This window comes from Halalkalibacterium halodurans, assembly GCF_004376175.1.
In the GTDB taxonomy this organism is placed as follows: Bacteria; Bacillota; Bacilli; order Bacillales; family Bacillaceae_D; genus Halalkalibacterium; species Halalkalibacterium halodurans.
On the sequence record NZ_SNUY01000010.1, the window covers coordinates 1 to 12,287 of the forward strand.

11 protein-coding genes and 1 riboswitch are annotated in these 12,287 nt (G+C 44.4%); all 11 genes read left to right on the forward strand.

The genetic code is table 11. From position 1 onward, the window contains the following. The first annotated feature begins 421 nt into the window (after window positions 1–421). Window positions 422–859 (forward strand): peptidylprolyl isomerase, encoded by a 438-nt coding sequence (locus tag E2L07_RS04930; protein ID WP_134228988.1) that lies wholly within the window; start codon window positions 422–424, stop codon window positions 857–859. Window positions 860–1,124: 265 nt separating this feature from the next. Further along, window positions 1,125–3,194, forward strand: coding sequence for a bifunctional aldolase/short-chain dehydrogenase (locus tag E2L07_RS04935; RefSeq protein ID WP_134228989.1), 2,070 nt, complete (start codon window positions 1,125–1,127; stop codon window positions 3,192–3,194). A 97-nt stretch (window positions 3,195–3,291) separates the two neighbouring features. Next, on the forward strand, window positions 3,292–4,695 hold the full coding sequence (rhaB, locus tag E2L07_RS04940) for a rhamnulokinase (protein ID WP_134228990.1): 1,404 nt from the start codon (window positions 3,292–3,294) through the stop codon (window positions 4,693–4,695). A gap of 28 nt (window positions 4,696–4,723) precedes the next feature. Next, entirely contained in the window at window positions 4,724–5,980 is a 1,257-nt protein-coding gene (rhaA, locus tag E2L07_RS04945; protein WP_134228991.1) for an L-rhamnose isomerase, read from the forward strand. 94 nt (window positions 5,981–6,074) lie between these two features. After that, window positions 6,075–6,830 (forward strand): DeoR/GlpR family DNA-binding transcription regulator, encoded by a 756-nt coding sequence (locus E2L07_RS04950; RefSeq protein ID WP_010897716.1) that lies wholly within the window; start codon window positions 6,075–6,077, stop codon window positions 6,828–6,830. 212 nt (window positions 6,831–7,042) lie between these two features. After that, a riboswitch (FMN riboswitch) is annotated at window positions 7,043–7,190 on the forward strand. Between the two features lie 289 nt (window positions 7,191–7,479). Continuing rightward, the gene (gene ribD, locus E2L07_RS04955) at window positions 7,480–8,586 is read left to right on the forward strand and encodes a bifunctional diaminohydroxyphosphoribosylaminopyrimidine deaminase/5-amino-6-(5-phosphoribosylamino)uracil reductase RibD (RefSeq protein WP_010897717.1); all 1,107 of its coding nucleotides are present in this window, start codon (window positions 7,480–7,482) and stop codon (window positions 8,584–8,586) included. Continuing rightward, window positions 8,567–9,214, forward strand: coding sequence for a riboflavin synthase (gene ribE, locus E2L07_RS04960; protein ID WP_010897718.1), 648 nt, complete (start codon window positions 8,567–8,569; stop codon window positions 9,212–9,214). Before ribD ends, ribE begins: the two co-directional genes overlap by 20 nt. A 23-nt stretch (window positions 9,215–9,237) precedes the next feature. Next, complete coding sequence (locus E2L07_RS04965) at window positions 9,238–10,452, forward strand: bifunctional 3,4-dihydroxy-2-butanone-4-phosphate synthase/GTP cyclohydrolase II (protein ID WP_010897719.1); 1,215 nt, start codon at window positions 9,238–9,240, stop codon at window positions 10,450–10,452. A gap of 37 nt (window positions 10,453–10,489) precedes the next feature. Then, window positions 10,490–10,960: a 6,7-dimethyl-8-ribityllumazine synthase gene (gene ribH / locus E2L07_RS04970; RefSeq protein WP_010897720.1), complete on the forward strand. Its 471-nt coding sequence runs from the start codon at window positions 10,490–10,492 to the stop codon at window positions 10,958–10,960. A 191-nt stretch (window positions 10,961–11,151) separates the two neighbouring features. After that, window positions 11,152–11,499 (forward strand): GNAT family N-acetyltransferase, encoded by a 348-nt coding sequence (locus E2L07_RS04975; RefSeq protein WP_053431418.1) that lies wholly within the window; start codon window positions 11,152–11,154, stop codon window positions 11,497–11,499. A 185-nt stretch (window positions 11,500–11,684) separates the two neighbouring features. After that, complete coding sequence (gene tnpA / locus E2L07_RS04980; protein ID WP_010896358.1) at window positions 11,685–12,155, forward strand: IS200/IS605-like element IS657 family transposase; 471 nt, start codon at window positions 11,685–11,687, stop codon at window positions 12,153–12,155. Window positions 12,156–12,287: the final 132 nt, after the last annotated feature.

Here is a 12,287-nt window from a genome sequence, read left to right on the forward strand (position 1 = left end):
CGCCCTTGATTGACCTCTGAATAAACCATTGGCGTGTTTGTCAAGAGCGATAGCGCGGCCTTTCCACCTAATAAATGGTAGTAGTGTTAGATCCAAATAAGGTTTTCATAGAAGTTTTGACACTACCCCTAGATAAAATAAAGGCTTACATACGGGTCATTATAGCAAAAATCAAACCCATAAGGACAACTTTCAGCCTCAAGCCCTTTCGTCTAGACCGTGGTGGTCGGGAAGTCGACATATATCCCCAGACGCGCCATAAACCTAATAAATAAGAACACCGGTCACCTAAACAAAAAATGGAGCAACTTGTGCAAAAGCTTCCTTTTGGGAGTTGATTTTTAAATCTCTCGCTTCTTATTTTCTTTCTGCCTTTTTTTATTGTAAAATAAGGCGACGACTGTTAAGGAGGAATTTATGTATGAAAAAAGGTAGCATTACATTTGAAAATGGCGAAAAAATCGTCATTGAATTTTACCCAGAAGCAGCACCAGGTACGGTTGAAAATTTCGAAAAACTAGCGAAAGAAGGCTTTTACGACGGTCTAACGTTCCATCGGGTGATCCCAAGTTTCGTTGCTCAGGGCGGATGTCCAATCGGAAACGGAACAGGTGGTCCAGGCTATACAATAAAATGTGAAACCGAAGGAAACCCTCATAAGCATGTAGCCGGTGCATTATCTATGGCTCATGCTGGGAAAGATACAGGCGGTAGCCAATTCTTCATCGTTCACGAGCCTCAGCCGCATTTAGACGGTGTACATACGGTTTTCGGTCAAGTGATTGAAGGAATGGATACGGTTCTCCGTATTCGCCAAGGCGATGTCATGCAAGAAGTGAAAGTCTGGGACGAAGAGTAAAGGAAACACGAGTAAAAGCACTCCAACACGGGGGTGCTTTTGTTGTTTCTAAATACTAAATGATAAAAATATAGATGGTCTATTTAACAGGATTCAAGTTTTACTCCTTTTATTAACTCCTGAAGGAGCAAAAACACCTCATTACAAAAAAATGGTCATACCACTGCACTGAATAAAATATCCCACATAAAAAAACATATATACAACAAAAACAAAATATGATATAGTTTAAACAAAAATGAAACAAAAATAAGCGGAGGTATTTATGGTACAAAATGCATGGGATGTAGAAAAAGCTGCTACTCTTTCTACAGGACTTGATGAATTAGTATATCGGTCGAATTTAATCGGCTCAGACCGTGCCGTTTGTAACTGGGGCGGTGGTAATACATCGATGAAAACAGTAGAAAAAGATTTTCGTGGCCGTGAAATCGCAGTCATGTGGGTGAAAGGAAGTGGTTCTGATCTTGCAACCATGGGCGCGAAGAATTTCACAGGTTTAAACTTGGAAGATATTCGTCCGTTAATCGAGCGCGAGGAAATGTCAGATGAAGAAATGGTTGAATACTTAGGTCATTGTATGATCGATCGAAATCATCCGCGTCCATCAATTGAAACGTTGCTTCATGCGTTTTTACCCTTTAAGCATGTAGACCACACACATCCCGATGCGATCATTAGCATTTGTTGTGCTGATAATGGTAAGGAAATCGCAAAGAATCTTTTTGGTGATCGATTCGTTTGGGTCCCATACGTTAGACCTGGGTTTTCTTTATCAAAATTGATAGCTGAGGGCGTACAAAAAAATCCTCATGCTGAGCTAGTATTAATGGAAAAACACGGGCTCGTCGTTTGGGGGGAGACAGCGAAGGAAAGTTATGACCGAACGATATCAGTCATCAATGAAGCGGAAGCGTACATTCGTTCACGGATTAATGAAAGCGTTATTTTCGGAGGGGGGAAATATACAGCATTAGCAAAAGAAGAGCGTATGAGCATGCTCGCTAATGTGATGCCGGTCATCCGCGGTGCTGTAAGCGATGAAAAGAAAATGATTGTCACGTTTGACGACGGTGACGATGTATTAGAGTTCGTGAATAGTGTAGATGCAGCTCGACTTTCACAGGTAGGGGCGGCTTGCCCAGATCATTTGGTGCATACGAAGATGAAGCCACTGTTCGTTAAGTGGGACCCGTCTATGAACGACATCAATCAGTTAATCGATGCCATTAAGGATGGAATTTCCTCATTTAAAGAGGAGTACAAATCGTATTTTGAACGGAACAAAAACGAAGGCGATGTGATGTTTGAGCCTGCGCCGCGCGTAATTCTCATTCCAGGAATCGGAATGGTGAACACAGGGAAAAACGTCACGATGGCTCGCGTGAGTGGCGCTCTTTATCATCGAGCAATCGCGGTGATGAAGGGAGCAACTGCTCTTGGAACGTTTGTCTCTCTGAATGAAAACGAATCGTACAATATTGAGTATTGGCCACTTGAACTTTACAAACTATCATTAGCCCCGGCTGAGGCTGAGTTTTCGAGAAAGGTAGCGTTCGTCACTGGTGGAGCTGGTGGAATTGGTAGCGAGACGTGCCGTCAGTTCGTCGCTGAAGGAGCCCATGTCGTTGTTGCTGACCTTAATCTTGAAGGAGCGGAGAAGGTCGTTAGCGAAATAAATGAGCAGTACGGTACGGACCGGGCGCTTGCGGTAAAAATGGATGTGACGTGCGAGGAGCAAGTACAAGCTGCATTTAAACAGGCTACCTTAACGTATGGAGGCATTGATATTGTTGTCAACAATGCAGGTTTGGCAACGTCTAGTCCGTTTGATGAAACCACTCTTGACGAATGGAACTTGAACTTGAACGTACTAGGAACAGGCTATTTCCTCGTCGCCCGTGAAGCGTTTAAGCAAATGAAAGTGCAAGGAACGGGTGGAAATATGGTGTTTATTGGTTCAAAAAATTCTGTTTATGCAGGAAAAAATGCAACGGCGTATAGTTCGGCGAAAGCACTTGAAACTCATTTGGCGAGATGCATTGCAGCAGAGGGTGGCCCGTTTGGGATCCGTGTCAATTCTGTCCTCCCGGATGCTGTACTACAAGGATCTGCTATATGGGGATCCAGATGGCGACAAGAACGTGCGACTGCATACGGAATTGAACCAGATCAACTGGAGGAGCACTACCGTAAACGAACGACCTTGCTCGTCAATGTTTACCCGGAAGATATTGCTGCAGCAATTTTATTCTTTGCTTCGTCAAAAGCGGAGAAAACGACCGGGTGCATGTTGACGGTTGATGGCGGTGTTCCTGCTGCATTCACGCGATAACTATACGGAGGTTGCCCCCGTCCCAGGTGAATGATCCATGGGTGGGCTGCTTCAGAGACAAATAAGAAAGCACTTATGAAATAGGAGGTGCTGTAAAATGAACTATTCGTTGGCTGTCGACATTGGCGCTTCTAGTGGAAGGCTAATCATTGGAGAGTGTAACAAAAAAATCCACTTAACCGAAATTCATCGTTTTGAAAACCAAATCATTGAGAAAAACGGACAGTTTTGTTGGGACGTGGACGCTCTATTTTCAGAGATTAAAACAGGACTCAAAAAGTGTCGCGAGGCTGGGATTGAGCCTGTATCGATGGGAATCGATACATGGGCTGTCGATTTTGTCCTCCTTGATGAGCACGACAAGCCGTTAACCGACGCCGTTTCCTACCGAGATCCTCGCACTGATGGCGTGATGGAAGAGGTTATCGAGCAGTTTATGAAGGAGCGTTTATACTTAGAAACGGGAATTCAATTTCAACAGTTCAATACGATTTATCAGCTGTATGCTTTAAAGAAACAACATCCAGACATTTTTAAAAAAGCAAAGTCGTTTTTAATGATTCCTGATTATTTTCACTTTTTGCTTACAGGAAAAAAAGCGAATGAATATACAAATGCGACGACGACTCAGCTCGTTAATGCGTTTACAAAAAAATGGGACAAAGACATTATCGAAGCGTTAGGGTTCAACCCCGATATGTTCCAAGAAATCAAATTGCCAACAGAATCCCTTGGAAAGTTGAAAAGTGAATGGGTAGAAGAGGTTGGTTTTGACCTTGAGGTGATCTTGCCAGCTACTCATGATACGGGGTCAGCTGTTGTTGCCGTTCCGAAAGTGGCGGACACCATTTATCTTAGCTCGGGAACGTGGTCACTCATTGGAGTAGAGAATTCGTTTCCAATTTGTGTAACAAAAGCGTTAGATTATAATTTCACAAATGAAGGTGGAATGAACTACCAGTTCCGTTTTCTAAAAAACATTATGGGTCTTTGGATGATTCAAGAGGTGAGGCGGAACTACGACAACCGTTACTCATTTGCTCAATTAGTTGAGCTTTCTAAAGGGATTTCGTTTAAATCTACTGTTGATGTAAATGATCCTCGATTCTTAAAGCCTACCAACATGATCAAAGAAATTCAACGCTATTGTCAAGAAACCGGTCAACAAGCTCCGGAGCACCCCGGTGAAGTAGCAAAGTGCGTGTTTGAAAGCCTCGCAGAAAGCTATACGAGCGCAGTCGCTGAAATCGAAGACATTTTTGAAAAAGATTTTAAATCTATCAACGTCATCGGTGGTGGTTGTCGTAATGAATTACTTAACCAGCTCATTGCTGATCGAACGAAAAAAGATGTATTTGCAGGCCCGATTGAGGCAACGGCCATTGGAAATCTCGTAGCCCAGTGGATGGCGCTAGGCGAAATCGAATCGATACAGCAGGCGCGAAAGCTGATTTATGACTCTTTCGACGTGAAACGGTACGTTTCGGCAGATAGGGAATAGGTAAACATACGTAACAAGGAGGCTTAGGATGAGCGTGAAAAGTCAATTTGAGCGAGCGAAAATAGAATATGGACAATGGGGCATTGACGTAGAGGAAGCACTTGAGCGGTTGAAGCAAGTTCCAATCTCGATCCATTGCTGGCAAGGAGACGATGTAGGCGGCTTCGAAGTGAGCAAAGGCGAGTTGTCTGGCGGGATTGATGTGACGGGAGATTATCCTGGGAAAGCGACCACCCCTGAAGAGTTACGGATGGATTTAGAAAAAGCGCTGTCGCTGATCCCGGGAAAGCATCGCGTTAATTTGCATGCGATTTATGCAGAAACGGACGGTAAAGTGGTGGAGCGGGATCAACTCGAACCGAGGCATTTTGAAAAGTGGGTCCGTTGGGCGAAAAGGCATGGGCTAGGGCTAGATTTTAACCCGACGTTGTTTTCTCATGAAAAAGCGAAAGACGGACTGACCCTTGCTCACCCAGACCAAGCGATCCGTCAGTTTTGGATCGACCATTGTATCGCTAGTCGAAAGATTGGTGAGTATTTTGGGAAAGAGCTCGAGACCCCGTGTTTAACGAACATTTGGATTCCTGATGGTTACAAAGATACACCGAGTGATCGCTTAACCCCTCGAAAACGATTAAAGGAATCGCTGGATCAAATTTTTGCTGCTGAGATCAATGAAGCGTACAATCTTGATGCGGTGGAAAGCAAGCTGTTTGGCATCGGCTCTGAATCATATGTCGTCGGCTCCCACGAGTTTTATTTAAGCTATGCCTTGAAAAATGATAAGCTCTGCTTACTCGATACAGGCCATTACCACCCGACTGAAACGGTCTCTAATAAAATTTCCGCGATGCTCCTTTTTCATGATAAGCTCGCTTTACACGTCTCCCGACCGGTTCGCTGGGATAGCGATCACGTCGTCACGTTTGATGATGAGCTGAGGGAAATTGCCTTGGAAATTGTGCGAAACGATGCTCTTGATCGCGTCCTGATCGGATTGGATTTCTTTGATGCGAGCATTAATCGAATCGCGGCGTGGACGATTGGAACGCGCAATGTGATTAAAGCATTGTTGTTCGCTATGCTCATCCCGCACAAACAGTTAAAAGAGTGGCAGGAGACAGGAGATTATACGAGACGGTTGGCAGTGCTAGAAGAATTTAAAACGTATCCGCTGGGCGCGATATGGAATGAATATTGCGAAAGGATGAATGTGCCCATTAAAGAGGAGTGGCTCAAGGAGATTGCGATTTATGAGAAAGAAGTGCTGCTCCAGCGCCATTAGGAGTGCAGTCAATCGTGGCTGCATTTTTCCCATTCATCGGCTAAAATGTTGAACAGAGCTAGTAAATTGACATGTCCACGGAGGGAAAGAAACGATGCTTGTAGCCGAAAGGCATGAAAAAATCATTGCGCTCGTCACTGAAAAAGGGAGCGTTCGTGTATCGGAATTAAGTCAATTGTTTAACGTAACTGAGGAGACCATTCGCCGTGATTTAGAAAAGCTTGAAAGCGAACGGAAGCTGCAACGAAGCCATGGCGGAGCAGTTAGCATAAAGGAAGACACAGAGGCCCCATATTTTGAACGGGAAATCCGAAATGTAAATGAAAAGCAAGCCGTCGCAGCTCAAGCGGTCACATATGTGACCACGAACGATCGAATCATTTTAGATGCGAGCACAACCGCTTGGTATATGGCGAAACGGTTGCCAGATGTACCGTTAACGGTTTTAACGAACTCGATGAAAGTGGCGATGGAGCTAGCCAAACGAGAAAAAATAACGGTGATTACGGTAGGAGGCACCTTACTACGAAAATCGTTATCTTTTGTTGGCCCCCAAACGAATCAAACGCTTGAACTGTATCATGTGAACAAAGCGTTCATCTCTTGCCAAGGAGTGCATGCCAAGCGGGGGATAAGCGACTCCAACGAAATGCAGGCACTCGTGAAACAGAAAATGATCGATATTTCCGATCACGTGTTTTTGCTCGCCGATCATACGAAATTTGGAAAGCAAGCCTTTTCGCGAATTACGTCGATGGAAACGATTGATACGATCATTACAGATTCAAAAACTAGTGAGGAACAAATCAGTGACTTTCAAGAGTTAGAAATGGACGTGATTCGTGCTTAGTTCGTTGGTGATTGAGTGCTAAACCAATTAAGCGCTGTGCAATGAAGGTGAACAGCAAGAAAGTTAAAATCCTTGCTTTTTTATTTTGCTGGTGATACGATCGAGTCAGCTAAATCCCCCGTTTTATGACGTGGCAGGATGTTGGCAGGTTTTCGATTATATCGAGAACGATAGGTTGATCGGATTCCAGTAGGAAAATTGAATAATTAATTTTTATCCTTCGGGGCTGGGTGGAAATCCCGACCGGCGGTGATGAAGCGAATGCTTCTTAGTCCGTGACCCGGTTGCTGATATCAGTAAGCGGTGGACCTGGTGAAAATCCGGGACCGACAGTGAAAGTCTGGATGGGAGAAGGAAACGTACGGTTCAATTTGGAAAAATGTGCATGATTGCACATCTTCTTTCTCGTGGGCAAAAAACCTACGTATACACAAGGGAGAAGTCTGTCCAAATGGAACCACTGCTTGTCGCATGACAACGTGCGAACGCATTTTCGTATGTCAAAGTATGCCCCGTGAGAACAAAATCTCTGGGGCTTTTTTGCGCTTTCCAAAGAATGACACTCGCTTTTCGAATCATTATATAAAAAAAGGGAGACGCAAGAGAACGAAAGAAAGTTTTTCTAATCGGGTAAAGGTGGTAACATGTGATGACAGATGAACAGTATATGAAGCTAGCACTAGCACTCGCTGAGTCAGCCCGAGGGCAAACCTCTCCAAACCCACTCGTTGGCGCAGTCGTTGTCAAGGATGGGCAAATCGTCGGCATGGGGGCTCATTTAAAAGCTGGAGAGCCTCATGCTGAAGTTCATGCGATCCGAATGGCTGGCGAGAAGGCAAAAGGTGCGACGGCGTACGTAACGTTAGAGCCATGTAGCCATTATGGTAAAACCCCTCCGTGTGCTGATTTATTGATCGAGGCAGGTGTAGCTCGCGTCGTAATTGCCACAGAGGACCCGTTCCCAAAAGTGTCCGGTCGGGGGATTCGTAAATTGCAGCAAGCGGGAATCGAAGTGGAGGTAGGTATTTGTAAGCAAGAAGCGCTAGATCTAAACCGGATCTTTTTCCACTTTGTGCGAACGAAACGACCTTATGTAACGATCAAATCGGCCACGACTCTGGATGGGAAAACGGCAACAGTTCAGGGAAACAGCAAATGGATTACGAGCGAGCAAGCGAGGGAGGATGTCCACCGGTATCGACATGAACACGACGCTATTCTTGTTGGTGTAGGTACGGTACTTGCTGATAATCCGTCACTCACGACGAGACTTGCTGCTGGAGGATTGAACCCAGTTCGCGTCATCCTGGATCGTCGTCTTCGCACACCTCTTGATAGGAACGTAATCACTGATGGGAAAGCACCAACCTGGATATTTACTGAGGAGAGAGCTGATAAAGCGAAAAAAAAGGCCCTCGAAGAAAAGGGAGTTCAAGTTTTTTCGTTACCTAACGTCTCTGTAGAAGCTGTACTTGAAACACTTAGAGAAAAAAATATTCTTTCTGTCTTTGTGGAAGGGGGTGCGACCGTAAACGGTAGCTTTGTAAAAGCAGGCACCGTCGATCAAGTGATAACGTACTTAGCTCCAAAGGTCTTTGGAGGAGCTGCAGCCCCGACAGCAATAGGTGGTGACGGTGTGATTGCTGTAGCGGACGCCCTTCCATTTGAAGTGCAGGAAGTGATACAAATTGGCCCAGATGTGAAGATTGTGGCAAGGGCGAAGGAGGATGGAAACGATGTTTACGGGAATTATTGAAGATGTAGGCACCATTGATGCGATTCAGCAAACAGGGGAAGCGATCGTGATGACGATCACATCCAAAAAAATTGTCAGTGATGTGCAATTAGGCGATAGCATCGCGGTTAACGGAGTATGTTTAACGGTTACTTCGTTTACTGACACTCAATTTACCGTAGACTTGATGCCGGAAACGGTTCGAGCAACGAGCTTACGTCTACTGAGCAAAGGCTCGCGGGTCAACCTAGAGCGGGCGATGGTAGCTAACGGTCGGTTCGGTGGACATATTGTTTCAGGTCATGTGGATGGAATCGGTACGATCCGTAAAAAAGAACGGAAGGACAACGCTGTATATTATACGATCGAAGTGTCCTCATCTTTACGTCGTTATATGATCCATAAAGGCTCGGTTGCAGTGGATGGCACAAGCCTCACCATTTTTGACGTCTCAGACAAAACGTTTACGATTTCGATTATTCCTCATACCATGGAGGAAACGATCATTGGCTTAAAAAAAGCAGGCGATATCGTCAACATTGAATGCGATCTGATCGGAAAATACATCGAGCAATTTGTGCAGCAAGGAAAACCAGTGAACGAAGGCGGGCTGACGAAAGCCTTTTTAACAGAGCACGGATACAATTAAACAGGCAGAAGGCTGGTGATAATATGGACAAAAAGCTATTTGATCCGATTGAAGAAGCAATATATGAATTAATGCAAGGTCGAGTCGTGATCGTTTGTGATGATGAGGATCGGGAAAACGAAGGGGATTTTGTAGCCCTTGCTGAAAAAGCAACACCAGAAGTGATTAACTTCATGATCACGCATGGCCGTGGTCTCGTTTGCACGCCAATTACGGAAGAGCGGGCAAAGGAATTAGATCTTGTCCCCATGGTGGACCATAATACTGATCCCCATGGTACGGCGTTTACCGTCAGCATTGATCATCAAATGACGACCACAGGAATTTCTGCCCATGAACGGGCTATGACGATTCAGGCGTTAATTGATAAGAAAACGAAAAAGCACCACTTCAAACGACCAGGTCACATTTTCCCCCTAATAGCGAAAAACGGAGGAGTACTCCGACGGGCCGGTCATACAGAAGCGGCCGTTGATCTAGCTCGTTTGTCAGGCGCTGAGCCGGCAGGGGTTATTTGTGAAATCATTAAAGAAGATGGTTCAATGGCACGAGTTCCTGATTTGCGAAAAATCGCCGATCAGTTTGAACTGAAGATGATCACAATTAAAGATTTAATCGAATATCGTCACCGTAAAGACAAGCTTGTCAAGCGTGAAGTAGATATTTCCTTACCGACGGATTTCGGCTCATTCCGTGCAATCGGTTATACAGATGTCATTGATGGAAAAGAGAGTGTCGCTTTAGTGAAAGGACAGATTGTTGAAGGTGAACCAACACTCGTTCGTGTTCACTCCGAATGTTTAACAGGTGATGTGTTCGGTTCTCACCGTTGCGATTGTGGCCCACAACTCCAGGCAGCTCTCACACAAATCGAGCAACAAGGCAAAGGGATACTCCTTTATATGCGTCAAGAGGGTCGTGGTATCGGTCTCATGAATAAGTTGAAGGCATACAAGCTTCAAGAAGAAGGCTATGATACTGTAGAAGCAAATGAGAAATTAGGCTTTCCTGCTGATCTTCGGGACTATGGAATGGGCGCGCAAATTTTACGCGACTTAGGTGTGTCAAAAATGCGCCTCCTTACAAACAATCCGCGAAAAATTACGGGCTTGAAAGGGTATGGCCTTGAAGTGGTTGAACGGGTGCCGCTCCAATTACCTCATAACAAAGATAATGAGCGCTATTTGAAAACAAAGCACGAAAAGTTAGGACATCTGCTAAATTTTACTCATTCGTAATTGAACGAAACATTCATTCTAGAGGAGGACGTAGAACATGGGACAAACGTTTGAAGGACATTTAGTTGCAGAAGGATTAAAGGTAGGAATTGTTGTTGGACGGTTTAATGAATTTATTACGAGTAAGCTGCTTGGTGGTGCAGAGGATGCACTAAGGCGGCATGGGGCTTCCGAGGCTGATGTGGATGTGGCATGGGTACCAGGTGCCTTTGAAATTCCATTTGCGGCAAAAAAAATGGCGGAGTCTGGGAAATATGATGCTATTATTACGCTTGGAACGGTCATTCGCGGCTCAACGCCACATTTTGATTACGTATGTAATGAGGTGGCCAAAGGGGTTGGCGCGCTCAACATGAGCACTGGTATTCCGGTTATTTTCGGTGTCTTAACAACAGATACGATTGAGCAAGCCGTCGAGCGGGCTGGGACAAAAGCAGGAAACAAAGGCTGGGAAGCAGCTGCTGCGGCGATTGAAATGGCGAATTTAAGTAAAGAATTGTCAAAATAATAGCAGGAAAAAAGGGTTGACTCTTCTATCGTTTCCATGAATACTTATGGATGAGGGTCGCCCTTTTTTAATTCGTCTTGCTATCTATTATGAAATCGAGAGGACAACGTACGTCTAGATGTGTCGAATGATATAATGGAAAAAAGTCAATTGGCTTTGCGTAAAGCAAGTTGCCAAAAAGAGGGAGAATCATGTTATTTCCGTATAAATCTGCACAGCGAAAAATCGCTATGGGCTTAATCTCGTTTATGCCGAAAGAAAAAGAGATTAAGAAATTGCAGAAAACGATCGATCTTTATGAAAAAGAAACAGAGTGGGAGTTATTTTTATGGAAGGTTGAAGATGATTATGTGGCCGTCATTGGCGTTTGTCATTTAGCCAATGGGGACGCTGAACTACATCATCTTAGTGTAAACCCTTCCTTTCGCCAAGAAGGACTTGGAAAACGATTGATAGAAGAGGTGAAACGTCGGCTTGAAGGACGGCTTTTACCAACGAAAGAAACGAGAGCTTTTTTTGACGTCTGTCAAGATGACTGAATCGTTCAAGGCTTGAAAGTCTAAAACGTTAGACTTTTCAAGCCTTTTTTTTAGCGATTTTGAAAACCCCTGGCTATGCCAGGGGTTCCAGAAAGCTTTTAGCGTGGTAAAAAAATCCTCGCTTCATGGTAAGATAAAGTAGGTTTCCCGACCGCACCATCTCACCATAGAAGGAGGATTGCCCAATGAAGGACAAGAACAGTTTAGCACACACAACATGGAATTGTAAGTATCACATTGTGTTTGCGCCAAAGTATAGAAGGCAAATCATTTATGGAAAGTACAAGAAAAGTATCGGCCAAATCATTAGGGAATTGTGTGAACGAAAAGGTGTGACGATACACGAAGCTAATGCATGTCCGGATCACATCCATATGCTAGTAAGTATTCCACCAAAGTTGAGTGTATCTCAATTTATGGGCTTTCTAAAAGGGAAGAGTAGTCTCATGATATTTGACCGACATGCTAACTTAAAATATAGATATGGAAATCGGAAATTTTGGTGTCGAGGGTTCTATGTTGATACGGTGGGGAGAAATAAGAAACAAATACAAGAATACATTAGAAATCAGCTAAGAGAAGACTACATGGGAGATCAACTGACGCTGTTTGAAGAGTATGACCCATTTACAGGCGAGAAAAATGAGAAGAAATAAGAGATTCTTTAGAATCGGTGAGTAAATGTGGTGCAGAAGGGAAACCAATTCGGTGGGCCTTTTAGGCCGAGGCCGGCAACAAAGGCTTTTAGCCGAAGAGCAAACCACCAGTTCACACTGGTGGTTTTGATT

What these genes read in the sequence shown, in the direction of transcription:
- E2L07_RS04930 (WP_134228988.1), top strand. Translation starts at nt 422, where the DNA reads ATGAAAAAAGGTAGCATTACATTTGAAAATGGCGAAAAAATCGTCATT.
- E2L07_RS04935 (WP_134228989.1), top strand. Translation starts at nt 1,125, where the DNA reads ATGGTACAAAATGCATGGGATGTAGAAAAAGCTGCTACTCTTTCTACA.
- rhaB (WP_134228990.1), top strand. Translation starts at nt 3,292, where the DNA reads ATGAACTATTCGTTGGCTGTCGACATTGGCGCTTCTAGTGGAAGGCTA.
- rhaA (WP_134228991.1), top strand. Translation starts at nt 4,724, where the DNA reads ATGAGCGTGAAAAGTCAATTTGAGCGAGCGAAAATAGAATATGGACAA.
- E2L07_RS04950 (WP_010897716.1), top strand. Translation starts at nt 6,075, where the DNA reads ATGCTTGTAGCCGAAAGGCATGAAAAAATCATTGCGCTCGTCACTGAA.
- ribD (WP_010897717.1), top strand. Translation starts at nt 7,480, where the DNA reads ATGACAGATGAACAGTATATGAAGCTAGCACTAGCACTCGCTGAGTCA.
- ribE (WP_010897718.1), top strand. Translation starts at nt 8,567, where the DNA reads ATGTTTACGGGAATTATTGAAGATGTAGGCACCATTGATGCGATTCAG.
- E2L07_RS04965 (WP_010897719.1), top strand. Translation starts at nt 9,238, where the DNA reads ATGGACAAAAAGCTATTTGATCCGATTGAAGAAGCAATATATGAATTA.
- ribH (WP_010897720.1), top strand. Translation starts at nt 10,490, where the DNA reads ATGGGACAAACGTTTGAAGGACATTTAGTTGCAGAAGGATTAAAGGTA.
- E2L07_RS04975 (WP_053431418.1), top strand. Translation starts at nt 11,152, where the DNA reads ATGTTATTTCCGTATAAATCTGCACAGCGAAAAATCGCTATGGGCTTA.
- tnpA (WP_010896358.1), top strand. Translation starts at nt 11,685, where the DNA reads ATGAAGGACAAGAACAGTTTAGCACACACAACATGGAATTGTAAGTAT.